The sequence below is a fragment of the Sphingobacterium bambusae genome, from assembly GCF_033955345.1.
GTDB lineage: Bacteria > Bacteroidota > Bacteroidia > Sphingobacteriales > Sphingobacteriaceae > Sphingobacterium > Sphingobacterium bambusae.
Map to the genome: position 1 here is coordinate 1,017,902 of NZ_CP138332.1, position 25,872 is coordinate 1,043,773.

At 45.9% G+C, this 25,872-nt stretch carries 21 protein-coding genes and 1 other RNA gene; 11 read left to right on the forward strand and 11 right to left on the reverse strand.

What is annotated here, in order from left to right:
• Nucleotides 1-65: 65 nt before the first annotated feature.
• The gene (locus SCB77_RS04265; RefSeq protein ID WP_320185189.1) at nucleotides 66-1,901 is read right to left on the reverse strand and encodes an ABC transporter ATP-binding protein; all 1,836 of its coding nucleotides are present in this window, start codon (nucleotides 1,899-1,901) and stop codon (nucleotides 66-68) included.
• 160 nt (nucleotides 1,902-2,061) lie between these two features.
• Here SCB77_RS04265 and SCB77_RS04270 point away from each other — a divergent pair, with 160 nt between their 5' ends.
• The 6 genes from SCB77_RS04270 (at nucleotide 2,062) to SCB77_RS04295 (ending at nucleotide 8,465) form a co-directional block, all read left to right on the forward strand.
• A complete protein-coding gene (locus SCB77_RS04270) occupies nucleotides 2,062-3,240 on the forward strand; it encodes a pyridoxal phosphate-dependent aminotransferase (protein WP_320185190.1) in 1,179 nt (392 codons plus the stop codon).
• Nucleotides 3,241-3,304: 64 nt separating this feature from the next.
• Nucleotides 3,305-4,144 carry a prephenate dehydrogenase gene (locus SCB77_RS04275; RefSeq protein WP_320185191.1) on the forward strand — a complete coding sequence of 280 codons (840 nt, stop codon included), beginning with the start codon at nucleotides 3,305-3,307 and terminating at the stop codon, nucleotides 4,142-4,144.
• A gap of 1 nt (nucleotide 4,145) precedes the next feature.
• Nucleotides 4,146-4,670 (forward strand): GNAT family N-acetyltransferase, encoded by a 525-nt coding sequence (locus tag SCB77_RS04280; RefSeq protein ID WP_320185192.1) that lies wholly within the window; start codon nucleotides 4,146-4,148, stop codon nucleotides 4,668-4,670.
• 224 nt (nucleotides 4,671-4,894) lie between these two features.
• Complete coding sequence (hisG, locus tag SCB77_RS04285) at nucleotides 4,895-5,746, forward strand: ATP phosphoribosyltransferase (RefSeq protein ID WP_320185193.1); 852 nt, start codon at nucleotides 4,895-4,897, stop codon at nucleotides 5,744-5,746.
• Complete coding sequence (gene hisD / locus SCB77_RS04290; protein WP_320185194.1) at nucleotides 5,746-7,029, forward strand: histidinol dehydrogenase; 1,284 nt, start codon at nucleotides 5,746-5,748, stop codon at nucleotides 7,027-7,029. The genes hisG and hisD overlap by 1 nt, the downstream gene beginning before the upstream one ends.
• A gap of 134 nt (nucleotides 7,030-7,163) precedes the next feature.
• On the forward strand, nucleotides 7,164-8,465 hold the full coding sequence (locus SCB77_RS04295; RefSeq protein ID WP_320185195.1) for an NAD(P)/FAD-dependent oxidoreductase: 1,302 nt from the start codon (nucleotides 7,164-7,166) through the stop codon (nucleotides 8,463-8,465).
• 51 nt (nucleotides 8,466-8,516) lie between these two features.
• On the opposite strand, the gene SCB77_RS04300 is transcribed toward SCB77_RS04295, so the two are convergent.
• The 9 genes from SCB77_RS04300 to SCB77_RS04340 all read right to left on the reverse strand — a co-directional run bounded on the left by SCB77_RS04300 (nucleotide 8,517) and on the right by SCB77_RS04340 (nucleotide 21,171).
• The gene (locus SCB77_RS04300; protein WP_320185196.1) at nucleotides 8,517-9,395 is read right to left on the reverse strand and encodes a hypothetical protein; all 879 of its coding nucleotides are present in this window, start codon (nucleotides 9,393-9,395) and stop codon (nucleotides 8,517-8,519) included.
• Nucleotides 9,396-9,590: 195 nt separating this feature from the next.
• Nucleotides 9,591-10,451 (reverse strand): glycerophosphodiester phosphodiesterase family protein, encoded by an 861-nt coding sequence (locus tag SCB77_RS04305; RefSeq protein ID WP_320185197.1) that lies wholly within the window; start codon nucleotides 10,449-10,451, stop codon nucleotides 9,591-9,593.
• A gap of 4 nt (nucleotides 10,452-10,455) precedes the next feature.
• Nucleotides 10,456-11,655, reverse strand: a complete 1,200-nt coding sequence (locus SCB77_RS04310) for a metallophosphoesterase family protein (protein ID WP_320185198.1) — start codon at nucleotides 11,653-11,655, stop codon at nucleotides 10,456-10,458.
• A 19-nt stretch (nucleotides 11,656-11,674) separates the two neighbouring features.
• On the reverse strand, nucleotides 11,675-13,324 hold the full coding sequence (locus tag SCB77_RS04315) for a SusD/RagB family nutrient-binding outer membrane lipoprotein (protein WP_320185199.1): 1,650 nt from the start codon (nucleotides 13,322-13,324) through the stop codon (nucleotides 11,675-11,677).
• A gap of 18 nt (nucleotides 13,325-13,342) precedes the next feature.
• Nucleotides 13,343-16,987, reverse strand: coding sequence for a SusC/RagA family TonB-linked outer membrane protein (locus tag SCB77_RS04320; RefSeq protein ID WP_320185200.1), 3,645 nt, complete (start codon nucleotides 16,985-16,987; stop codon nucleotides 13,343-13,345).
• 121 nt (nucleotides 16,988-17,108) lie between these two features.
• Nucleotides 17,109-18,077: a FecR family protein gene (locus SCB77_RS04325; RefSeq protein ID WP_320185201.1), complete on the reverse strand. Its 969-nt coding sequence runs from the start codon at nucleotides 18,075-18,077 to the stop codon at nucleotides 17,109-17,111.
• Nucleotides 18,078-18,141: 64 nt separating this feature from the next.
• Nucleotides 18,142-18,786, reverse strand: a complete 645-nt coding sequence (locus tag SCB77_RS04330) for an RNA polymerase sigma factor (RefSeq protein WP_320185202.1) — start codon at nucleotides 18,784-18,786, stop codon at nucleotides 18,142-18,144.
• Between the two features lie 237 nt (nucleotides 18,787-19,023).
• Nucleotides 19,024-20,610, reverse strand: a complete 1,587-nt coding sequence (locus SCB77_RS04335; protein WP_320185203.1) for a pectate lyase family protein — start codon at nucleotides 20,608-20,610, stop codon at nucleotides 19,024-19,026.
• A gap of 237 nt (nucleotides 20,611-20,847) precedes the next feature.
• Entirely contained in the window at nucleotides 20,848-21,171 is a 324-nt protein-coding gene (locus tag SCB77_RS04340) for a hypothetical protein (protein ID WP_320185204.1), read from the reverse strand.
• Nucleotides 21,172-21,520: 349 nt separating this feature from the next.
• Here SCB77_RS04340 and ssrA point away from each other — a divergent pair.
• The 3 genes from ssrA to SCB77_RS04355 all read left to right on the forward strand — a co-directional run bounded on the left by ssrA (nucleotide 21,521) and on the right by SCB77_RS04355 (nucleotide 23,733).
• Nucleotides 21,521-21,888: a transfer-messenger RNA gene (gene ssrA / locus SCB77_RS04345) on the forward strand.
• A gap of 233 nt (nucleotides 21,889-22,121) precedes the next feature.
• On the forward strand, nucleotides 22,122-22,601 hold the full coding sequence (locus SCB77_RS04350) for a hypothetical protein (RefSeq protein WP_320185205.1): 480 nt from the start codon (nucleotides 22,122-22,124) through the stop codon (nucleotides 22,599-22,601).
• 241 nt (nucleotides 22,602-22,842) lie between these two features.
• A complete protein-coding gene (locus tag SCB77_RS04355) occupies nucleotides 22,843-23,733 on the forward strand; it encodes a tyrosine-type recombinase/integrase (RefSeq protein WP_320185206.1) in 891 nt (296 codons plus the stop codon).
• A gap of 622 nt (nucleotides 23,734-24,355) precedes the next feature.
• Here SCB77_RS04355 and SCB77_RS04360 read toward each other — a convergent pair.
• Entirely contained in the window at nucleotides 24,356-24,742 is a 387-nt protein-coding gene (locus SCB77_RS04360) for a hypothetical protein (RefSeq protein ID WP_320185207.1), read from the reverse strand.
• Nucleotides 24,743-24,824: 82 nt separating this feature from the next.
• Between SCB77_RS04360 and SCB77_RS04365 the strand changes: the two genes are divergently transcribed.
• Both SCB77_RS04365 and SCB77_RS04370 read left to right on the forward strand, forming a co-directional pair.
• A complete protein-coding gene (locus tag SCB77_RS04365) occupies nucleotides 24,825-25,250 on the forward strand; it encodes a hypothetical protein (RefSeq protein WP_320185208.1) in 426 nt (141 codons plus the stop codon).
• Between the two features lie 77 nt (nucleotides 25,251-25,327).
• Nucleotides 25,328-25,795 carry a Panacea domain-containing protein gene (locus SCB77_RS04370; RefSeq protein ID WP_320185209.1) on the forward strand — a complete coding sequence of 156 codons (468 nt, stop codon included), beginning with the start codon at nucleotides 25,328-25,330 and terminating at the stop codon, nucleotides 25,793-25,795.
• The last annotated feature ends 77 nt before the right edge of the window (nucleotides 25,796-25,872 follow it).

A 25,872-nucleotide genomic window follows, 5' to 3' on the forward strand; every position in this document is an offset into this window, starting at 1 on the left:
CCTCCTAACTAAACAAATGTACCAATTAGCAAAGAAAAAAGCGATTTTGAAACCGCTTTTCTATGTTAATCAACAAATTGTTGCATGTCTATCAATCGTTTATATAATCCTTGTTTATTCACCAGTTCGAGGTGGCTTCCTTCCTCCACCACCCGACCAGCTTCGATCACCACAATTTTATCTGCATTTTGAATGGTGCTCAAGCGGTGAGCGATGACCACCGTCGTCCTATTTTCCATTAATTTGTACAGGGAGTCCTGCACCAGTTTTTCCGATTCCGTATCCAAGGCCGAGGTCGCTTCGTCCAGCAGCATGATCGGCGGATTGCGGAGCACCGCCCGTGCAATACAGATACGCTGACGCTGTCCACCCGACAATTTTGCTCCCCGATCGCCAATATTCGTTTGGTAACCCTCTTCCGTTTTCACAATAAATTCATGCGCGTTGGCAATCTTGGCTGCATGTTCCACCTCTTCCATCGTCGCATCAGTCTTCGCAAAGGCGATGTTATTAAAAATCGTATCGTTAAACAAAATAGATTCTTGGTTTACCGTCCCGATGAGGTTACGTAGGGAGTCCTGTTTTACATCGCGCAAATCTACGCCGTCTAAGGTAATGCTTCCGTCTTTTACATCCATAAAACGCGGAATCAAGTCGATCAAGGTCGATTTCCCGCCGCCCGATGGCCCCACCAAGGCCACTGTTTTTCCTTTAGGGATTTCTAGATTGATCTGGTTCAGGATCTGCTTCTCTTCGTAAGAAAAATCCACATCCCGGAAAACAATCGATTGGTCAAATCCGGTCAAAGCAACGGCATCTGGCTTATCAGTCACCACACTGCGCTCATCGACAAGATCCAAAACACGCTCACCGGCCGCAATACCGTTATGGATGCTAGAAAAAGCATCCGTCAATGCTTTCGCAGGACGCATAACTTGCGAGAATATGGCGATGTACGTGATAAATTCGGAGGCTTTCAGATCGCCTTGTCCATCCAGCACCAAGCCACCTCCATACAACAAGATTACCGCCACCATCAGAACGCCCAACAGCTCCGACACAGGTGAGCCCATCTGTTGTCTGCGCACCATGCGTCGCATAATCTTCGAGTAATATTCACTTTCACCATTGAATCGATCTTTCACGAATAAGGTTCCGTTAAACGCTTTGATAATTTTAATGCCCGACAATGCTTCATCCAAGTAGGAAATCATATTGGCATAGGATTTCTGCCCTTCACGCGCCTGCTCACGCAGCTTTTTGACAATCCTAGAAATAAAAAAAGCCGAAACAGGAATAACGGCCAAGGAGAACAATGTAAGCTTTGCAGAAAGCGCAAACAGTACCACGATGTAAGCAATGAGTTGCAAGGGTTCTTTGAAGGCTACCTGCAAGGTCGAGGTCACGGAAAATTGTACCACCTGCACATCAGATGCAATCTTGGAAATAATATCGCCTTTTCTACTGTTCGTAAAATAGCCTAAATGTAGATCCATCACGTTGTTGAAAACAGATTTCCGCAGATTGAGCAGGGTATGTATACGCAAGTTTTCCATAATGCGCTGCGAAAAATACCGGAAAAGATTGCTGATAAAAACCGAAGCCACGATAACGATACAGACATATTTCAAGGCTTCAAATGGCCCAATATCATAGTACAGCTTATCCGCATAGTAGGTAAACCAACCTCCGATATCATCCAAGCCGTCAGGCTTCTGCGCCAATTCCGCAGGCGCCAGATCGGCATCCCCCGTCCCTTTGAAAAGTACCTGCAACAATGGCGCTAGCAGCGCCAAATTAAGCGTCCCGAAAACTACCGTCACCACCGTGCAGATGATATACGGGATGGCGTATTTTTCGATAGGTTTCGCAAAGGATAACAGTCTAAAGTATGTCTTCATGTATTTTATTCAGGCTACAAAAGTAATAAAAAAGAACGAGCGTTAACAAATTGACCCGAGAAGCATACATATTGTTGCACAGAATTGATAAAATCGCTTTAATAGAGTTATTTATTGCTTTAAATCTGTAATTTAGGCGCTAAATTTCAAAACAAACAGTATGTATATTGAAGTTGCCAGCAGGCTAAAACAGACAGAAGAATACTACTTTTCGAAAAAGCTACGCGAGATCGACGCGATGAACAAAGCTGGAGCCCAAGTGATTAACTTAGGCATCGGAAGTCCTGACCTGCCCCCTCACCCAACCGTTATACAGGTTTTACAGGAGGAGGCAAGTAAGGCAACCGTACATGGCTATCAAAATTATAAGGGAGCACCGGCACTGCGAGAGGCCATGGCAGATTGGTATGCACGCTACTATGGCGTGACCTTAGATCCACAAACGGAAATTATGCCGCTGATAGGCTCAAAAGAAGGTATTGTACACATTTGTATGACCTACCTACAAGAGGGCGATCAGGTACTCATCCCAAACCCCGGCTATCCTGCGTATAGCAGCGCCGTGAAGGTTGCGGGTGCTACAGCTATTCCCTACGAGCTGAAAGCAGAAAGAAACTGGCAGCCCGATTTTGAGGAACTGGAGCTGCTCGATCTATCGGCCGTCAAAATCATGTGGATCAATTATCCGCATATGCCTACGGGCGCCTTGGCGACGAAAGCACTTTTCGAGCAGCTGATCGCCTTTGGAAAGAAACATCAGATATTAATCTGCCACGATAACCCCTACAGCTTTATCCTCAACGAGCATCCACAAAGCATCATGTCCGTGGATGGTGCAAAAGAGGTCGCCATAGAGCTCAACTCGTTGAGCAAATCGTCGAACATGGCGGGGTGGCGTATCGGTATGCTAGTGGGCGATCAAGCACGTATTAACGATGTCTTACGCTTTAAAAGCAATATGGACTCGGGCATGTTTCTGCCCATGCAGTTGGCTGCTGCAAAGGCTCTACAGCTAGACAAAAGTTGGTACAGCGAGTTGAATGCGGTGTATACACGACGTCGAGAAAAAGTCTATGCCATCATGGATCTTCTGGGCTGCAGGTACGATACGGCGCAAGTAGGTCTATTTGTTTGGGCCAAAATACCGGCTACTTATCAAGATGCCTATGCGTTGAGCGACGAGGTGCTTTACGACGCCCAAGTGTTCATCACGCCGGGCGGAATCTTCGGCTCGGCTGGCGACAGCTACATTCGCATCAGCCTATGCGCCCATGAAGATGTTTTAGATCGTGCTATTGCACGCATCTTGGATGCACAAAAGGAAGCTGAAGGCGAGTAGTAATTGAATAGCGTTAACGCCTTAGTTTTTTTTAATTTTTACTTTTAAATTTTTACTTTTAAAAATGAACATAGCCATTGTTGGTATCGGTTTGATCGGCGGGTCAATTGGTATCCGTTTGAAAGAAACGAACTTTTGCGAGCAGATCATTGGTGTGGAGAAAAATGAATCCAACCAAAAGAAAGCCCTGCAGCTGGGACTCGTAGACCAAATACTATCGTTGGATGAGGCCTTGGCGAGCTGCAAAATTATTGTGCTCACCATCCCTGTAGATGCCATCTTGACGCTTTTACCGAGTCTGTTGGACAAGGTTACCGATCAGGTAATCATCGACATGGGATCCACAAAGACCAATATCCTCCACCTCATTGCCGACCACCCCAATCGGGGACGTTACGTGGCAGCTCACCCCATGGCCGGTACCGAGTACTCAGGCCCCGAAGCTGCAATTCCGAATCTCTTCAAAGACAAAGTGATGGTATACGTCGAAGCTTTTAAAACCGACGAAGATGCTTTTGAACTAGCCGATGCGCTCACCGATCAATTGGAGATGAAAACCTCCTTTATGAATGCTGATGAGCACGATATGCACACCGCCTATGTATCGCACATATCCCACCTTACCTCCTTTGCTTTAGCACTTACGGTGTTGGAAAAGGAAAAATCGCAAGGCCGGATTTTCGAATTGGCGGGATCAGGCTTTCAGTCAACGGTTCGCTTAGCTAAATCATCTCCAGAAATGTGGACGCCGATTTTCAAACAAAATCGCTCCAACGTTTTGGAAGTGCTCGAAGAGCACATCAAGCAGCTTCAAAACCTGTACAATAAAATCGATGGCGAGGATTACGAAGGTCTGCACAAGTTGATCAAACGCTCCAATAAGATTAAACGTATCATCAAGTAACATGGAATTTCAAACATTGGAAAACAGCGATATCGCCTTGGAACCACTTCAGCCAAGCGATTACGAACGCCTGTTTCAAGTGGGGTCAGATCCGGAGATTTGGGCGCAACATCCCGATGCCAATCGTTACCAGCCCGATGGCTTTCATGTGTACTTCACGAAGCTTATGGAAACGGATATGCCCTTTCTGATCATCGATAAGGCCCGCCATGTTGTCATCGGTGCTACCTCCTATTATCAGTATGACGCCGCGGCCAGCCATATCGCCATAGGCTTTACCTTTTTGGCTAAATCATACTGGGGCGGCATCACGAACAGGACGGTAAAGGCTATGTTGCTTGACCATGCTTTTCAATTTGTGGATACCGTGATCTTTCACGTGCGGGAACACAATTTCCGTTCCCAAGCGGCCTTAGGCAAATTGGGTGCGTTAAAGACCAAGGCATATCCAGCTCCCGTTGATCCGAGCACTATGCAGTTCGAATATGAAATAACCAAAGTACAATGGCGCGCGCAGCAGCCTTGATCAAAAGTTTTCCGAAATTTAACACCCTTAATTTGCAAAACATATAGCAATAACTTACATTTGTTACGTTTTTAATAAACAATGACTCATTTGTTCACACATCACATCCATTTTCATCATCGCCAGATTGGCGATATGTAATGTTATGTGTTTCTACGTGAAGCAAAGTACCCCGAGTTATACTTCTTTTATTAATAAACGTTTTACAACAAAAACCTTATATTTTGAAAAATCTTAAGATAGCTATCCAGAAATCGGGTAGATTAAATGAAAAATCAGTACAGCTTTTAAAAAACTGTGGACTTGATTTTGAAAACTATAAAAGCTCCCTCATCACTACCGTCAACAACTTTAACCTCGAAATCCTTTTTCTGCGCGACGATGATATTCCCGGCTATGTAGCACAGGGCATTGCCGATCTAGGCATCGTTGGCGAGAATGTGATCGACGAAAGCGAGGCTAAAGTAACCTACCTACAACGTCTTGGCTTTGGGCGTTGCACCTTAAAAATTGCCATCCCCAAAGATTCTGACGTACAAGAGCTTAGCGATCTTAATGGCAAAGCCATTGCCACCTCCTACCCTGTTATCCTACAGCAGTTTCTTGACGAATATAAAATCCAAGCCGACATCCGCGAGATCTCCGGATCGGTAGAAATTGCGCCAGGTCTCGGTTTGAGCGACGCCATATGTGATATTGTATCGACGGGCGGCACTTTGAAAAGTAATGGATTGAAACCTTTCGCCGATGTACGCAGTTCGGAAGCTATCCTGATCGGTCGTGAAGGAATTTCGGAAAACCCGATTCTTTGCGAGCTGTTGCAGCGCATACAGTCGGTATTGCGGGCCAAGGAAACAAAATATGTGGTCTTGAACGTCGAGAAAATAAACCTCCCGCAGATCACGGAGCTGTTGCATGGCGTAAAGAGCCCTACCGTGGTTCCACTAGCAGAAGAGGGTTGGGTAGCGGTACATACCGTCATCACAGAAGACGATTTTTGGGACAAGATAAATACATTGAAAGCGGCAGGTGCGCAAGGAATTGTTGTAATGCCGATTGAAAAAATCATTTTATAATGCTGAAGCAGTATACGTTAACTGATCTGTCCGATGCTGCACTGGAGGCCTTGGTTGCCCGTAACACAGATGACACCCATGCGATCCAAGATGCCGTGCAGCAGATCATTGCAGAGGTACGGCAAGATGGCGATGCCGCCCTGCGCAGTTTTGCCAGCAAGTTTGATAAGGTAGAGCTACAGCAGCTTTATCTGGAAAAATCTGATATCGAAGAGTTGGCGATGACGATTACACGCGACCAGCAGCGGGCGTTGGAAATCGCTTTTCAAAATATACATAAATTCCACAGCACGCAGCTGCGTCGTGAGCGTACGGTAGAAACCATGCCCGGCGTAAAATGCTGGCGCGAGGTGCGTCCTATTGAAAAGGTAGGGCTCTACATACCTGGCGGATCCGCCGTACTGCCTAGCACCTTGCTGATGCTTGGCGTACCTGCCCGTATTGCCGGTTGCAAGGAGATTGTCGTTTGCTCGCCACCGCAACAAAGCGGCAAGATCAATGGCTTCGTGGCCTATTGCCTGCAGCTGTTGAAGATCGATCGCATCTACCTTTCAGGTGGCGCACAGGCCGTTGCGGCGATGGCCTTCGGCACAGAAAGCATCCCCAAGGTGGATAAGATATTTGGCCCCGGCAACCAGTTTGTCACCAAGGCAAAGAGCTTGGTGCAGGGCATGAGCAATGTCAGCATCGATATGCCTGCCGGCCCATCGGAAGTATTGGTCATAGCCGATGAGACCGCAAATCCGGCCTATGTAGCCGCCGATCTATTGGCACAGGCCGAACATGGACCCGATAGCCAAGCCGTACTCGTGTCTACGTCTGAAGAGCTGCTAGCGGCTGTCAACAGTAAGCTCGATGAGCAATTGCAGATCCTGCCTCGGGCAGAGATTGCGAAAATGGCAATCGCCAACTCTTACGCCATTAAGGCCGACAGTTTGCAGGAAGCCATGCGTTTCTCCAACCGCTATGCGCCGGAGCATTTGATTTTGGAAACCGACCAGTGGGAAAGCTTGACACGCTATATCAGCAATGCTGGATCCGTGTTTTTAGGCCACCTGACTCCCGAGAGCGCTGGTGACTATGCATCGGGCACCAACCACACCTTGCCCACCTCCGGATATGCCCGGTCCTATTCCGGGGTGTCCGTGGATTCTTTTGTCAAAAAGATAACCTTCCAGCACATCAACGCCGAGGGCTTAAGCCAAATCGGATCTACCGTAGAGATCTTGGCCGAACTGGAGGGGCTACATGCACATAAAAACGCTGTTAGCGTGAGAAAATAAAAACAAAAAAAGGGGCTACACATTACGGTAGCCCTTTAAATTTAATATATTTGCACCTTCATTTGCGAAACTATAGAATCAACTTCATTGTTCTAAACCTGTTGGCAAATATTAAAACAAACGAATAGCTTATTATGGCAAACAGTAAAAAACATATTGTTGTTGTCGGTGGTGGCTTCGCAGGGATCAACTTCGTTAAATCCCTCGGAAACAACCTCGATTATCAGGTTACCTTGGTAGACATCAACAACTATAACTTCTTCCCTCCGCTTATCTATCAGGTTGCTACCGCATTTATTGACTCTTCCAATATCAGTTCGCCGTTCCGGAAGATGTTCAAGAAACACCGTAACTTCGCCTTTCACTTGGGTAAGCTTTTGCAGATCAACAGCGATAACAATACAATAGAAACAGATACCGGCCTTTTGCACTACGATTATTTGGTGCTGGCCGTGGGAACCGAGACCAACTATTTCGGCATGGAAAACGTTAAGAAAAACGCTTTTCCTATGAAAAATATTACGGATGCCTTGGCTATACGGAACAAGATTCTTGTCAACCTGGAAGAATATATCCAGCGCAAAGACGATCCTAACCGCGACGCCTACCTCAACCTTGTTGTCGCTGGCGGAGGCCCTTCGGGCGTAGAAATATCCGGTATGATCGCCGAGCTTAGCGATCGTATCGTGCGCAAAGAGTACCCTGAATTGGCTGGTCTCACGCCGAAGATCCACTTGGTCGATGCGGCCCCCGTATTGTTAGGTCCGATGAGTAAGGTGGCTCAACAAGAAGCAAAAGACGTATTGGAGAAATTAGGTGTGGAAATCACCTTGAATGTAGCCGTTAAAGATTACCAAAACGACTTGGTTGTACTGAGTGATGGCAAAGAGATCTTGACCAAAACATTGATATGGACCTCCGGCGTTATTGCCCGTGAACTTCCAGGCCTACCGGTCGAAAAATTTGGTCGTGGCCGTCGTGTTCTCGTCGATCAGTTCAATGCCGTACAGGGATATGACAATATTTTCGCCATTGGCGATATCTGTTTCCAAACAACGGATGAAAACTTCCCGAATGGGCATCCGCAATTGGCACAGGTAGCCATGCAGCAAGGTACCTTGCTCGCTAAAAATATCGTTGCTAAAGATCGCCAGGTGAGCATGAAACCATTCGGTTACTGGGATAAAGGAAGCATGGCCGTTATCGCGCGCTACAAGGCGGTTGCCGACCTACCGAAATTCTCCTTCAAGGGCTGGTTCGCTTGGTTAACCTGGTTATTGATTCACTTGATTCCTATCGCAAGCTTCCGCAACAAATGGAAACTGCTCGGAAACTGGATTTGGTCATTCTATTCCGCGAATTCCGGCCTACGCTTGATCATTCGTAGTGAGCGCAAACGCGATGCTAAAGAGGTCCGAACAAATATGGAAGGATAAGCAATAAAACAAGGTCGAGCATAGCTCGACCTTGTTTCTTATATAATTTCCCTATTTCTTCTTTTTCTTTGGCTTTTTATCCAATTTTTTCAATACGCCTTCCACGATCTTTTTTACTTTAGACTTCAGCCCTTCTTCACTTTTCTTGGCTTTGGTTTTTTCCTTTGGTTTCTTGTCTTTCTTCGCATCGGACACTTTTACTTTAGCTTTCGCTTTGGACTTTTGTTTCACTTTCTTATCGTCCTTCTTATCCTTCGCCTTCTTATCAGCGAAAGCCGTTCCTTCTTTCACCTTTTCTTTAAAATCCTCGTTGTAAGCAGCTTCTTTCTCCAACTTTTTAGTTTCCTGAGCAGTCACTGCCGTATCTTCAGCCGATACTTTATTGACAGCTGTCGCTTTTTTCGCTGCAGCAGGTTTAGCCACAGGTTTCTTAGCTTCCGCTGTAGCCTTTGCAGGCGTTGCTGTCTTCGTATTTTTTGCTACAGGAGCTTTAGTCGCGGTTTTCGCTACAACTTTGTTCACAGGGGCGGCTGCACGCTCGGCTGTTACCGGTGCCGGCGTTTTGCTTGCCGTGGTCGCAGGTTTCGCTGCAGACGCTTTTGTCGGTGCCTTTGTCTCTGTAGTTTTGGCTGTTGCTGTCTTAGCAGCCGTAGGCTTTGCAGCTGTTTCTTTCGCTGCCGACACCTTGCTTGCAGCAGGTGTAGCCGCAGCTTTTGTTGCAGGCGCTTTAGCCGCTACAGGCTTTGCCGTCGCAGCAGGTTTAGTAGTCGGTTTTGTTACCGTTGCTGCTTTTGTAGCTGCACTGGTCTTCGCAACCGGTTTAGCCGTGGCAGTTTTGGTTGGAGTTACTTTTTTTTCTTCCGTTTTTGTTGCGGATACCTCTTGATTTACCGAAGGAGTTTCCGTGTTAGCGTTATTTTCTGTTGACATATGCGGGTATATTTTAATCAGTAACAGTAGAAAATTAGGTTTGTTTGCACTAAACTTAGAAAATTTTAATACGGAAAGCAAACGACAGGATTTTAAAAAAAGAAATTTTTAACGCAACAGGCAGGTCGGCAGCAAAAAAATAATAGTAGAGACACGCGGGAGCGTGTGCTCTACTATAGATGGAAACCACAAATTTTACTGTTTTTTATAGGTGATGAGGGTCTGGTTCCACAATTTGGGATTATCGGTTTGGATGATCCTGACGAAGGGATACGCGGCAAGAAAATCGCGGTAGGCAGCTTCCCCCGCCACTTCCGCTTTTTCGTCTACCTCGCCGAGACTATTTATCCAAAAGAAAACTCCTTGAGCATGCAACTGCAGTAATGCTGCCCTATCCTGAAAGGATGCATCGATATGGATAATCTGTGTGCGCTTTGTCTTCAAGATCTTCTGTATGTCTTTCATACTGCGCGCACGCGGAAACATCGTAATCGCCGGATTAATCCGGGACACGCGTTCCATATCTTTATAGTCGTACAGAAAAAACAACACTTCATCCTCCATGCCCATCTTTTGCACAAGCTCTAGCGTAGGTCGAACATATACTTCGTTTTCCTCTTTAAAATCAAGGTCCACAATGATCTTCCCTTTACAAACCGACAATGCTTCTTCCAAGGTAGGCACATGATGCACCGAAGCTTTTCCATGCGGTTGCTCGCGTAGGTACAACGCTTTCACCTCGGCATAGGTAAGCTCACTGATCTTTCCTGTTCCAGTAGTTGTCCGGTCTACGGTATTGTCGTGCATCAACAGCAACACACCATCCTTGGTGGCCCGCACATCCACCTCCACGATGCTTGCCCCCAAGTTGATGGCTTCTTTCAGCGATTCCAAGGAATTCTCAGGGTAGTCCATATGTGCACCGCGGTGTGCTGCAACATGGAATTCACGTTGCTGCAACTTGGTCAACAACGCTGGCGACTGCGCCCGCACGTTGGCGAGCAAAGCTGCGCCAACCAAGGTCAGCGAAAGCAAATAGCGAAATAACATGTTCATAGCGCTACTTTTTCGGAAGTTCAAACGAATCGAACAGCTCGCCATTGAGCTTGTAGCTCGAGAAATAAAGCCTACTATCCGTTACGCGAATAACTTGATATAGCTGGGTGTGCGAAGCGGCCACCTGCATCCAGCGCTCCGAGTCAGAATCGTACATTTTAGGGCCAGCAACAGAAAGCAAATACACCGGGCGAGGACTATCTACCGTGCCCCGTGCATAGGTATGATCGTGCCCTTGCAGCACAAGATCAACAGCGTATTTCTCAAAAATAGGCTTGAAACGCTCCCGCAGTATGGTGTTGTCCCTGTTTTTTGCCGTCGAATAAACCGGATGGTGCATCACGACGATATTCCATTTCTTTTTAGACGAGGCCAATACCTTTTCCAACCACTCTTCTTGGCTGAGAGCCGCTAGAGAATCCAACATAATCAGCTGCGAGTTCAACGAGATAATGCGTACATCCTGATAGTCGAGAAAGTAAACGGCATCCTGCAATTTTTCGGGACCATTCTTAGGCAGATTAAACTGCACCTTCCAGTGCGGATCCAGCACCAGTTGTTCCAATGAATCACGGCGATACTCATGATTTCCAGGCGTGGGAACAGCCGGAATCATCTGATGGATAAATCCAGCACCTTCATACCATTCGCCCCATTCGCTATCCGTATTGGAACGGTTAATCAGGTCGCCGGCATGCACGATAAACCGTGCGTTGGGTTCTTGCTGAAACGCTTTTCGGATGCTGCGCGACCAGCGCGAGCGCAAATCGTTCTGGGCATCACCCAAATAGATAAACGAGAAATCGCCCGTGGCGTCGGCCGTTCGAAACTGGTTCCACGAGCTCCACTGTTGACCGTCGCCCACACGATAAGCATACAAGGTGCCCGGTTTTAAATCCCCGAAGGTAACATGCCCATAGCTGTCTTTCTTGCCAGCGCCCCTATCCAATAAAGACAGCTTTCCGACAACCACGCGCGCGCGCTCTTCCAAATCAGGGCTGCTCTGCTCTTCCACAACCTGACCCAGAAATTTATCGCTACCGCTGTGGGCACGCCAGCTTACCGACTGTGTGCTAGAAGGATTGTCCGACCAAGTCAACATAACCCTGTCGGGCAACTGTTCTTTTTCGGCAGTTTGTGCCGTGCTGGTAAAAACCGCACAACACAAACTTAAACCTAACCATAATTGTTCTACTTTTTTCATATTCAGTTCCTATTTATGCTTACCAAGGCTTGCTCGTCCCTTGCAGTAACCAAGGTTTCGACCAAGCACTGTTTTCATTATCAGCCTGCGAATACGCTGTTTTTTCGATACGTGACAATGCTTCTTCTGCATTTTTTTGGTTCACGCTCATCTCATTTTGCATGTACGGAATGCGTACCGGCAACTGCGTACGTATAGCGGCAGGCCCCGCCTTCAACTGCGGATATCCTGTTCTGCGGTAGTCAAACCAAGCTTGTGCCGCCGTGGTCCAGTTCGCAATCCACTTTTGTTCCATAATCTGCGCTTGCGTATTGGCAAAAGCCACGCCGGGCCGTTGGATGTAGGCACTATAGTCCGCCGCCCTGCCCCAGCTCGTCAACGACTGCTGTATGGCTCGCTCGTAGTAGGTTTTCGCACTTTCCGGCACCGCCCAACCCTTCCAGGCCGCTTCCGCCAAAATAAAGCTTACTTCGGATGCGGCTAACAAACGGGCTTTAAGTAAATCGCCCTTGGAAGCGCGGTAGATATCGCTGAGATACGAAACATGCGGATTCATGGACGTCTGGCCCGGCGTCGGGTTTAGGTTGTAGGCAGAAGGATTCTTGGATCCGCTGGCCGGTAAACCTACATAATCGGTATCCGTATCCACAGGGATGCCGGCAACCACATCTGGCGATACGATGCGCACACCATTGACAATCTTATCCGTCCTAGCAGGTTCCGTAGCCCGCACTTCAATAGGAATCTCCACCGGTTTTGCCCATACCGCAAGACGTGGGTCTTGCAAGGCCTGCAAACGATCAACAAAGGTGGCACACATCTTCATGCGTCTGAAATTGCTGCCGCTGGCATCAAATACGGTGTTGGATGGCCATGAATCGCTGGAGTTCACGCCCACGAACCCCATCAACACCTCTTCTCCCACCGAAGTGATCAATGGAAATTGATTGGCATCGGCCAGCATCGCTTCCACGCCCTGCTTTGCAAAAGCAGGATCCTTTTCGGATAAGCGCATGTAATAACGTAAGGCCAAAGAGTTTGCAAAACGACGCCATTTAGACACATCTCCATTAAAATAAAGATCTGCTCCGCCCAATACATCAAATGTACCATCAGGTTTGGCGAAGATGGTATTGGCCTGTTTCAGTTCTTCGAGAATACCTTTGTAAATAACATCTTGCTGATCAAATTTTGGGAAATTATACTGCACACCACCTAGATCAGCTTTCACCGCATCGGTGTAGGGTGCATCGCCCCATAAATCGGTGATCAGCCCAAAAATGTAAGCGCGCATCACCAAGGATACCCCATGGTGAAAATCAAGACCGAGTTCTTCCGAACGCCTTCGCATCAGTTCATTGTCACGCAGGAAACTATAGTAAGCATCCCAGCTTAAGATGCCCCCCGTCCACTCATAATCGTTGTGCCCATCAAACCAAGCATCGAGCTGCGTATGCTGCATCACACCGCCTAGATCGATAAAACTCAATTCGTTGTACTTACTGGCCGTGCCGCTTAGCACCGTTGGCAGCAGTAAATTGGGGTTTACATCTTCCTCGCTGATGTTGTTGGGGTTTATATTCAATTCGGTTAAATCCTGACAGCCGGATAAACTAAGGCTCAAGCTGATTGCTAAAAGACATGCACCGATCGTTATCTGTTTTTTCATGTTGTGTAGCCTGATAAATTAAAATGTGAAATTAACTTTGAAACCGATGGGCATAGACCAAGGCGTCACATTGTAACGCTCAATGCCTTGTTTGAAACCACCGCCAGCTTCGGGTTGGAAAGCCATCTCCGGATCTATTCCCACGTTGGCTTTTGTCCACAGGATTAAGTTGCGGGTATACACGCCCACACTACCCGCATCAATTCCCATGCGCTTTAACCAGTTTCCCGATACGTCATAGCTAAATGATAGTTCCCGCAATTTGATAAAAGAAGCATCAAAGGTTGCTGCATTCATAAAATCCCATGGATAATTATCGGAGTAAGCAATATATTTTGTGCCTGCTCCACCTAAATTTTCGGTGTATCCGGTGATGTTTCCTTCCGCATCATACTGCGCGATAACACCCGGATTGAACACACCAAAGTTCCCGACAGAGCCGCCTGCATCAATGGGATAACCGCCATATTCTTCGCCAGGCCCGCCGACGATAGGATAGCGATTGCCTTGCACGCGGACCAGATCATTGTCGATCAAGTAATTGCGCAAATCCTCCCCCGTCAACCCATTCGGATTGATCAATTGATCCAAGAAGCGCTGTGTGGTCAAGTTGGATTCAAAATAGCGGTAGGTTTGCGACATAAATTTACCGCCGAATCGCATATCCGCCGCAAGGTGCATGGTCAGCTTTTTGTACCGTAACGTAGACTGCACACCCATACTAAAATCGGGGTTGAAGTTGCCGATCTTGTTACGGCTATTGTTGATACGGATCGCTTGCCAAGAACCGTTGCTATCCAAAATCGGGTATCCGAAATATGGAGAAGAAGGGTCTTCGACGGTAACCAGTTTGGAATCGTAAAGATCGCCAATTTCTTCACCTACATAGGTGCGGGCTCCACCTCGTCCATCGGTCCAGAAGGTATGAAACTCTGCTCCTTCCGAAAGCTCTACAATACGGGTACGGTTACGGTGCCAGTTTACGCCAAGATCCCAAGTCCAGTTTTCCTGTTGGATAGGTCGTCCCGATAGCGCAAGTTCGATGCCGTTGCTACGCAATAGACCGGCATTGATTTTCTTTGATGTAAAGCCACTCGAACTGGGCAATGACGTTGAAAATATCTGGTTTCTATTATCGAGCTTATAGATGCTAGCCTCAAGCTTTAACCGGTTGTGAAACATCCCGAAATCCGTACCGAACTCATAAGAAGTCGCAATCTCCGGTTGCAGATCGGGTGTAAGTAATCCGGCAGCACGCGTTAAACGCAAAACCTCGCCCCAACTTCCCGGATTACTTACAACGTTCGTCAGTTGATATGGTGAAGCATCATTACCTGCGCGAGCAATACCACCACGTAGTTTGAATAGACTAATAGACTGCGGCAAGGGAAGAATTTGATCCACCAATACACTTAAGGAAGCCGATGGATAAAAATAAGACCGGTTTACTTCGGGCAATGTGCTTGACCAATCGTTACGGGCCGTCAAGTCTAGATAAATCATATCCCGGTAACTCAAATTTAGGAGTCCATACACGCTATTGATTGCCTTTTCGGAAACACCACTAAGGAAATCTAAATTTAAGGGACTAATGTTGGAAAGACTATATAACCCCGGCGTAATCAATCCCGATTCATTCTTTGACGCATTTCTCACCGAAGTACCGCGATAGTAACGCAGGTTTCCACCCAATGATCCCGATACATGAAAATCACCAAGCTCTTTTTTATACGATGTCAAGAAATCTACGTTCTGCTCCATGTTCATCATGTTGACAATACCATATGATCCGCGCGGTTCGTTCGTATAGCTATAAGGGATTTTTGTTTCGCGGTTTTCCCAATAAATGTCATTAGCGTAACGCAGCATAAAGGTCCAATCTTTAAGGATCGTCCAATCCAAACGCAGGTTTCCGAATACACGATCGCGTACAAAAGAATTGTTAACCCCATTGGCTAGAAAGTATGGGTTATTGTGGTTTCCTGGCGACTGCGATAGCTGTTGCAAACCCTCTTGGCCCGGCACCCAATAATCCTTCAGATCCAAAATATTGATATGTGGAGCCACTTCATAAGCTGCTTGAAGTGGGTTTGTACCGCGGTCCCCAGCGGGACGATTATTAGAATTGTTACGACTAGCATCCAGCGATAATCCAAGTGATAAATTATCACGAATATGCATCGTTGAGTTAACATTCAAGGTATTCCGAAAAAGATCGGCGTTGGGTATAATTCCACGGTTATTCATATTCGAATAGGAGAAGCGGTAATCTAGATGCTCGCTTCTATTCGCTAAGGAAATCCCGTTGGTAGAGGTTATACCCGTTTGTACAAACTGTTTAATATTATCTGGGTAAGACCGTAATTCCGTAGGAATAGGATTACCATTTTCATCCAGCGGGCTGTTCCACTGCACGGCCAAGTAGCCCTTATCTAAGGCAGGTCCTACCATGTAGCTCGAGCTTTCATCGATAATCAAATCGCCCGATTGATCGCCAGGCTTCCACGGCATGGTGCCGCTTGCAAATTTGTTGTGCAATCCAATAAACTTGTAGGGAATATCAACCACCGTATTGCTATTTATCGCTACGGTCATTTTCTCCACGTTCTTACCACTTTTCGTCGTAATCAGCACTACTCCATTTCCAGCTCTAGAACCATAGAGCGCTGCCGCACTAGGCCCTTTTAACACAGAGACACTCTCGATATCCTCTGGATTGATATTAGAGATTGCATTTCCATAATCTACCTTATTGTCGTCACCAATCTGACCGACATTGTTTAGGCTGTTCGTAAGCGGCACACCATCCACCACAAATAACGGTTGATTGTCGCTACTTAAGGAGCTAGCACCGCGGATCACCATATTCACGGAGGAACCGGTTGGTCCTGTCGAACTGATGGACACCCCCGGCACTTTTCCGGCCATCCCCACCAAGAAGTTATCGTTGTTCACACGGCTGATGTCCTCGCCTTTCACTGTCCCTACGGCATAGCCCAACGAACGATCTTGACGCTTTATGCCTAAAGCCGTTACCACCACTTCACCCAACTCGCTTTGGTTGTTTTGTAAGCTAACCAGCTGCACGCTCGCATTGGCATCTACACGAATATTGTTGAGTTCCTTAGCCTCGTAACCGATATGCGTGATCAAAATTTCATAATTCCCGTCAGGTAGGATAATGGAAGCTTCCCCATCGGCATTGGTCAGGATATTTTGCTTGCTGGTCAAAATCTTCACTGAAGCGCCCGCAACAGGCAGTTTCTGTTCGTCCGTCACTTTCAGCTTCAGCAGGTGCGACTGTTGCACGGCTTTGCGAGTCAACACCACGCCGCCGTAAACTTTTTTAGATTGAATATTGGTGTTTTGCAGAATGTAGCCCAGCACTTCCTCAAAACTGGCGTCTTGAAAATTTCGCGCATTGATCTTTACTTTCTCCAACTGCAGCACCCGCTTATCATAACCAATAGCGTTGCCTGTTTTTTGCGCGAGTAAGGCTAATGCTTGTTCTGCAGTACTGCTTTTTAATTGAATATTTATCCTTTCTAGTGGATCTACATTCTTCCTTACGGACACTGTTCTGGCTTCCACCGCCTGTATATAGGCCAGTGGGCAGAGCGCGATCGCAGCAGCTAATTTCGTAAGCTTAATAATTTTATACATATATTTGTGAAAATGTTTATTTAAACATGGATTTAACGGTGCTCACTGGTCGATTTAGCGGTTTGCCAGCTGAGCACTTCTTTCAAAAACTCCCCTAGTTTCTGATGTCGGATTGCTCGATTTATTTATAGAGTATTATTTCATCTTTATTCCTCCTAAATTTTAATTCATGAATAGTACATATCATCGTCAGCATCTGATCAACAGATTCTACCTTTGGTATCAACAGCGAATAGCTGAACCTTTTTGTATCGAGACCATTTGCCTTCAGCTGCATCCCATAACGTGATGCCAGCAAATCCTGCAACTCATCAAAGCTTGCCCCATCCAGCATAATACCGCCCGTCGTCCATATGTTGATGTGCGCAGGATTAGTATCGAAGGCGGTAAACAGCTGCTCATTTGTATGATAACGCAAGCCTTTCCCTGCCGTTAGGATATGTTCTTGATGATTTTCTTTAGCGGTCACCCGCACGCGCCCCGTCTTCACACCTACCACAACTTGCTGTCGAGTCGGTGTATTATTCACATTGAAGGAAGTACCGAGCACCTCGATGTCAACATCGCCCGCTTCTATCGAAAAGGGATGCAAAGAATCGCGCTTCACGTCGAAAAAAGCTTCACCTTGGTCGAGGTATATTTTTCTCGCATCCTGAAAGCCCGTCTCCTGAAATCGTAGTTTGGCATTTCCACTAAGAAAGATCGTGGAACTATCCGGCAGTTTTACCGCGCGCACTTCGCCGGGCAAGGTAAGAACCGCTGTCAATTGGTTTTGCTGTAGCAATTCATGACGGATATCCACTTTATAGAAAAACAAGGCGCTGCCCAAACCGGTTAGCATGACGAGTGCTGCAACAGCGAGCCAACGTCTTTTCTGAAGTTTTATAGTCTTCTTTTCTACGCACTGTGGAATAGGTAATCCGGCGATGATCTCCGCCTTTATTCGATCGCGATCTTGCGCATCGGCAAAGGGCTGTACTTCTTCTGAAGATACCGTCTGGTACCACCTATCAACTTTCTCCTTCGCCTCTTCCGATAGACCTCCGTTGAGGTATTCCTGTATAATATTTTTGAATCTTTCTGAATCCACCTGTGTACTGATTTTACTATACTACAGTTGGAAAGAGGGAAAGTACTTTAAGATAATATGTTGTTTATATTAATAAATCATGAATAGCATAAGTGCTCACAACAAGCAGCAATAGGGTATCGTGATCGGCAAAACGTTGGGTTAGCTCTTTCTTCAGGATTTTCTTGGCTTCAGAAAGGTAGTTTTTCACGGTTTGCTCGGCAATGTTGAGCTGGGCAGCTATTTCTTGTATCGAATGGTTATCACTACGCATTTGGTAAACGGTCTTCATCAAGCCGGGCAGCTTCGCGACAGACAGTTCGACAATCTCTTCCAACTTTTGGTAAACGGTGGCACTGCTATTTTCGGGAGATACAGTGGTTTCCATCCGATGCAACATCTGTTCAACCACTGTTTTGCGCACGCGTTCCGATGCATAATAGTTCAAGAGCTTATTCTTTAGCGTACGAAAGAAGTAAGGCCTCAGCGAGATGTAAGCGCTGTTGACAAGACTTCTCTTTTCCCAAAGATGTATAAAAACCTCTTGTACCAAGTCCTTCGCTAGATCCTCATCGCGCAAATGCCGATAAGCTACCGTGTAAAGCTCTTCCCAGTAGAGGTTAAAGAAGTAAGTAAATGCGCGGGGTTCTCCATTTTTAAAAAGAGATACATGAAAAGATTCCTCGCTTGGTTCGGTATGCGTCACCTTGCAAAGATAGCTGGACAACATTAGGAGAGTATTAACTTTTCATCAACCAATGAAGATGATTTGGACGATCGCGAACCGCTACCTTTCCGATATGCCGTGTCGCGCGATGCGCTTACGCTCTCCCAAACAGAGATTTCCCAAGATAGGGTATACGAAGATAAATTACATTTGAAGCGGTTGGATTAGTGTTGTCGAAACGATAATCCATTTCATCAAAAAAGGCTGCCTTTGCATATAAAAGACAGCCTTTCTTTATAACTAGCTGATGTGATCGATATTGTTGCCCAAATTGCGGTAGTTGATATTTTCGCATGGATTGGTTCCATTCAGGTATTCCTCCACATTGGTGTATCCATCGCCATCGGCGTCCTTTGCGCCATCACTCGGATCTTTGGGATCCAGCTTATGCTTAATCTCCCATTCGTCGGGCATCCCGTCGCCATCCGTGTCCAAGGGCAGCAATTTAGGGTCGAAGGTTAATGTGGGGTAGCCTCCTACCTCGCTAACATCTTTAATAATACCCGTAGCTGTGCTGGTTTTTCCGGTGCGCACCATATCCACCACGCGGGTATCTACAGCATCCCGCTTTGGCAGTGTTGCGCCAGCTTTTGCTAATACCGCGTCAAAGGCCACTTCGGCCGTCTGGTGTGGCGCTACAGGCCAGCCCTCAAACGGCGTATATACCCGCGCCAGCTGCTCCTGTGTATGCTCGCCAGCTTGCAACGCATCTTTTGTTTCCTTCATCCGCATCCCTGCCCAGTTGTTCAGCGTCACCGCCTCATCCCCGTGCATCACATTGCCCGCCACATACCATTTGCCCGGTCTATTGACCTCCTTAGCATACCAGTCGCCTGCTGCCCAAGCACTGCCCGGCGAGTACATGCTGCGCTGCTCGATACGCGCAAAGACAGATCGCATATTTTCGTTTGTCGCAGGGCCCGGTTTGAAATAATTGTTGATCAGGTTAATCATCGAAGTCTCGTCGCCCCCATCAATGGAGCGATGCTTCCAATTAAAAACCACATTGTAGCGAAAATCAAAAGGCCCCGACATCCCGATGGATGGGTTGCGCGCCGTATTGCTTGCAAACAAATTATGGTGAAAGGTAGACGGATTGCCGCCCCAAGTGCCGCCAAAGGCGTGTCCTTTAGCGTCCAGCGCCTCGCTGGATATCGTCCACTGTATGGTGACATGCTCGGCAGGATCCTTAATCTGCGTGCTGCCATCCAAGGAAGGGCGCATATGCCTATACAGCGAAATATTCTCATCCATCCCCCAGCTGGTGGAACAATGGTCAATAATAATGTGGTGATAAGGGTTGCCACCGATATTGTCATCGCCCTGCCCGCCTGTAGGAATACCACGGCGCACACGCAGGTGGCGGATGATGACGTTGTGCGTATCAATGTTTAAGGTGCCCGCAATGCAGATGCCATCGCCCGGCGCCGTCTGCCCCGCTATGGTAATATCGGGATGCTTGATGTGCAGGTCGCCCCCCACCTTGATGGTTCCCGCCACGCGGAATACCACAATTCGCGCCCCTTCTGCTTCTAGTGCAGCGCGCAAACTACCCGGCCCGCTATCGTTGAGGTTGGTCACCGCAATGACCTTTCCGCCGCGACCACCCGTGGTAAACATCCCTCCTCCCCAAGCGCCCGGAAATGCGGGAATAGCAGCCTCTGGCAAACGTGGCGGATGCGGCGGAATCTGCCCACGCTCCGGCAAAGCTCCTGCAGCTTCCTTAATTTGTGCATCCGCATCCAGCGTACTGCCCAATACGGCGAGCAAAGCCAAAGCGACCGCATTAAATTTATAGGATTTTATCCTTTTCAAACGCATCATCATAGTATCTTTTCTTTCGTTTATAATCTGATGTTAAAGATATTATAATACCGCTCATATCGATGTAACATTTACGTTTCTTAGTAAAAACAGCAATTTAACAGCTATATCTCGCAAGACAAAAAGCTACAACAAAAGGTTAACATCCTATACAAAACAGCGTACACAAAAAATCCCCCGTAAACTAAACGGAGGATGGTATGTTTGCGCGCAGCAGCGATTTGGCTACTTAAAGCTTCGCTAATTGATGCTCTGCTTGTAAAAGGTTTTTACCTGTTCCATTTTGATGGAAGCATCGGCATTTTTCAAATACTTGTATTTAACCGGCAAAAAGCCGGATGGAGCCGAACCGATAATGGGCGCGCCCTGCTCATCGAGCTCGGCCGTGTCGAAAAACACATTGATCAAGGTGTCGTCCGTAATGCTGTCGCCAAAGTAATCGATGCTCCGCTTGCCTACATAATAGTACAGCACGCGGTTGTCGTTTAAAGGCTCCACCCCGCAAATTGCATTGTAGACGAGCTTATTATTTGCCTGTAGCAGCATTTCCAATTCTTTTTTCATAAGACCTCCGTAATTTTGTTCGTGATTATGGAATGCTAGACAAATTTCGCGCCAGCGAGAAGCATAAATCACCGTACATCAACAAATCCGTATTTATTTAGGGTATTTGTTTCCGCAAAGCTTCCCTAAATCGTAGAAACACCTTGCTTGATGGGGTATATTGTGCGGTCATGCCGCAGTACCGCGAGCTATTGCCGCGATAAATATACATACCGATCTATATAGTAGGCAGGTCCGCTAATACTTACAAATAGTCACTGCCTCTGCGCCTTTACACAAAACGGGCAAATCGTGCTTCGACACTAAAAAAACAATTATTTTTTGTATCTTTGTATCCTATTACATAATTGGGGTCGACCGGAATTGACAGGATAGCGATGGTTATGTAAGCATGCAGTGCATTGTTAGTCTAGCACTTAAATCTGAACTTTCAACTTTATAACTGGCGAAGAAAACTACGCCTTAGCTGCTTAAGTTAGACTTAACATAGCTATTTGTCCCGCTAGATCCTGTTCTTTGGTTTAGCATTCGGGGCATCGAACGATAGAACTGGCCGATGTGATTTTACTAAGCATCGGTAAGAAACAGTAAATACGGAGAAAGGTATAGGTAAGCGACTCACCTTCCCTCTCCCGACAATTAAAGAGAAGCTAAGCATGTAGAAAGCGTAAATCATACTATGTTTGGACGAGGGTTCGAATCCCTCCGGCTCCACAAAAAAAGAGACATCTATAAGATGTCTTTTTTTGTGGGCAAGGGATTCGAACTAGTCGTGGGAAGGGTTCGAACAATTTCTTTGCGGCCTGGAGTTTGGGGCTGCGGGACGCAAAACATCCCTCCGGCTCCACGAATTTATACTTAGGACTTGGATCGACTGTTCCACCATACCGATGATTATTTGCCCTGCATACTATTTTTGTATAAATTCGCGCAAACCTCGAATATTAACAATGAATGCTAAACAACTTTTATATATCATGGTCGCTCTAATTGCAGTAGCAGTAACCATTACGCTTGTCACAACATATTTTAATGTAGAAAGCACTTTCTTGACTGCTGTAATGGGGGCGTCATTCTTATTGATATTGCCCGCTTCCTATATGCATATGCATGCTGTCAAACGGGAGCTCGAAGAACTGATAAGAACTAGCAATACCGATCTACATGCAATGTATGATGTTTGCTACAGATTTAAAGCACCTGATCATGCCATCAAAGAGTTATATAAAAACCTAAATAAAATACAAGCAGACTATAAAGACCATTTTGCACGCGAAACTTCTCAGAATAAAGATGTCTTTAGATTCTTGGACACAGAATACGACAAAGCGTCAAAACGAACCCTTCTTATCTTGCAAAAGAAAGTGCTGACGCTTCCTCACTCTATTGCTAAAAGAATGTTAGAAGCTTTTTCTGAAAATTACCTATAATCTCCCTTTAACTAGCTACACAGGGATGTGGGACGCAAAACATCCCTCCGGATCCACAAAATTAGACCGACCTCTACAAGAGGTTTAAGGTATTCAACACCAATAACTCTATTCACTCAAAACCCGATCGCAAAAACAACTTACCGTCGTTAAAGCTGCTATCACAGAATTACTGGAGCTTGGCTTCGACCCTTTCCAACAGTTTGCCTATGCTGATACCTCTTCCGTTGGTAAATACAATGTGTGCCGCTGCATAGATGAGTATCTAGAATTTGCCAAAACATCACTTAAGACAAACACTTACAAAGTGTATGAAGATCGATTGAACATTTTTAAAGGCTACCTTCTGGACGAAGGGATCGATCATAAGCGGATTGATCAAATATCAAAGGATAATATTTTCAACTTCGTCACCTCCTATAAGGTGAATCGCGGATGGGAAAATAAAACGTACAATCACTACCTCCAAGCGATCAATACCTTTTTGCAGTTCTTTATGGACAACAAAGATGGATACATTGCGGAAAATGTTTGTGCGAAGATAAAGCGACCTGAGGTTTACAAGAAAGGCAACACGCCTTTCAATAATGTCATCTTCCGCGATCTGCTCGACTGCTTGAAAGATCAAGATCCTTATCTGTATCAATTTAGCCGATTCATCTACTACAGTTGCATGAGGCCCGATGCAGAGCTACGCTTACTTAGAATATGTGACATCGATCTATATCGGCGTGTAATTTTGGTACCCAGCGAGAATTCGAAAAAGAAGAAAACGCAATATATACCTATCGACGACGAGTTCTTGGAGATCATTATGGAAATGAATTTGGATTGGTTTAATAAAACGGATTATGTTTTTACAACGTCTGGGATGCCTGAGCCAAAGCCTGCGTATGAAAGCTATTTCCGGAAACGGTTTATTCCTTTGAAGAAATCCCTAGGAATCAACAATGGAGAAACGTTGTACTCCTTTAAACATACCAGGTGCATCCATTTGGTGGAAGACGGGGAAAAGCTTCACAACATCATCAAGCTAACCCGGCATAAGACGCTGGCCGAGCTTATGGATTACCTCAAAGATATGGGTGTAATCTTGGGTGACGAGATCAAATTTAAGAGCAGGAGTATATAGAAGAAGGCTAGCATTATTCGCTAGCCTTTTTTCTAATGCCGGACCTCGTGAGCTCTGGCTAGACCAATGTCATCTAGCGAAGGGATTCTCACATCTTTAAATGTTCCTCTGACAAAGACTATGGTCTGCCGATATCTTAGAAAGCCATTAGCATAACATTTTGTGGTAATCTCCCCAATAAAAAATTGGTATAGCTCTTTGTGTGTCATCCCGACTACCTCAGGAAATTGTATCTCTAGTTCCGCTATTGCCTGCGTAAGGCACTGCGTTATATCTTGCTTGCGCATAATCAAAGATGGGTATAAAATCAACACATTTTTTGTCGTTGGACTTTGAGGCCTTAAAATAATTTATCATAAACAAACCCTTTGCGCCCACCACACGTTCACATAGCGGATGAAAACTATGATTGAATTTCCCAGGCGCGAGGCTGGGGATTTCTTTTTTATAAAACCTTTTTAGAAATAACCTGTTCTTTATTTACAAATAGTAAAAACGAAATGTACGGTTTAAAATCCCCTGCAGTGATGCATGGGATTTTTTTTAAACCTTTGCAGGTGGATACGTGTTACCTATTCGAATAATCTTTATAGCACATATTCAATTTCTCAGCTTTCCCCTATCACGCGAGGTGACTAGGGGATTTTTTATGCCACTGCGCATCCCAAAATCCCGCAAGCTCCGCATCACTCCACTGGGCAGCCTCTTCCAGTACAATCACATTGTCGCCTTCTTCATCCAATCGATCGAGGAACTCCCACAGATCGCCAAATGTCTTATGCGGCACCCCATCCATGAATAGGTTATATCCCTGCTGCATCCACTTTCCAATCTGTTCCTTAGTCAGCCCTGCCATCATCGAGTCGAACCATTCTAAGCTTTCGGGGATTGCCTGCGGATGTTCTCGGAAGCTGTTCTTAATCAATCCCCTGACGGCATTCTCCGACTGAAGATACCGCGCTACTGTAAGCGCCTGTGTTCCTATATGCTCCAAAGTTGACGGTTCCATGTGTATTGCTGTTAGTCAATAAATACTAAAAATTGTATTCAAATATAATATTTAATACTAATAATTTTAGTAAAATTGCAAAATGAAATCGCTAGAAGTCCACGCAAGAGGTCGCGTCATGTATGTCAAGTATTCCACGGAAAGAAAGCCCTTTGGCAGTCTAGAGGTAACCTTATTAGCTAAGAATGGAGTTTCCATTTACCTATTCCGTAAAGAACAGGGAACATGGCGGCTAGCATATGGATTTTTACAGGAGAACATCAAAGAAGCCTGTATAGATGCGATAATTCTGCGATTCGACACAAGCGTCGTCGAGATTCTACCAAAGCCCAAAGGCTTATGGCACGTCTTTGTAAATGACATTTACACCAGTAGCATAAGCAGTGATGGCAAAAAGTGGGATTACCATTTCGAGGAAGATTCTTGCATTACCGACGATCACATGAAAAAGTATATCGGGATCATATCGCTGGGGCAGGTTAAGTGGATCGATCGGGATGGGAGGTGAAATGTTAAATATTATTAAATATCATAATTTATAAAATTTATTTTATTATTTTGTATTTGAAGTTGAGAATTAGCCTTATGTATACAGCGAACAACATAGCAGATTTCTTTCTGGGCCGATATGCGGCGGAAGGTAAAATAACGCCAATGAAGTTGATCAAGCTGGTGTATATAGCACATGGATGGTATCTTGGTTTGACGGGAAAAGCTTTGATCGACGAGAATCCGGAGGCATGGAAATATGGACCTGTAATCCCCTCCGTGTATCATAGTTATAAGCACTTTAAAAACTCGCCCATTCGTTGCGAACATGATTCGGAAGTTACGACGGGAAGTGAAATTATTGATAAGTTTTTAGATAGAATCTGGAAAGTTTACGGAAAATATACAGGAACTCAACTTAGTGCCAAGACCCACATGCCAGGTACTCCGTGGGATATAACATGGAATGATTTAAAAGACAGAAACAGATCTTCTCTCCAAATTTTAGAAACGGACATCAAGGAGCATTATCAACAATTAGCTAGTAAAAATGCCAACGGATAGTAGCGATGATTCTGTTGAAAGGTTCTTAGAATCTCTAAATAATATACAGCCCGAAGCGAGTTCTGTATCCCAACTTG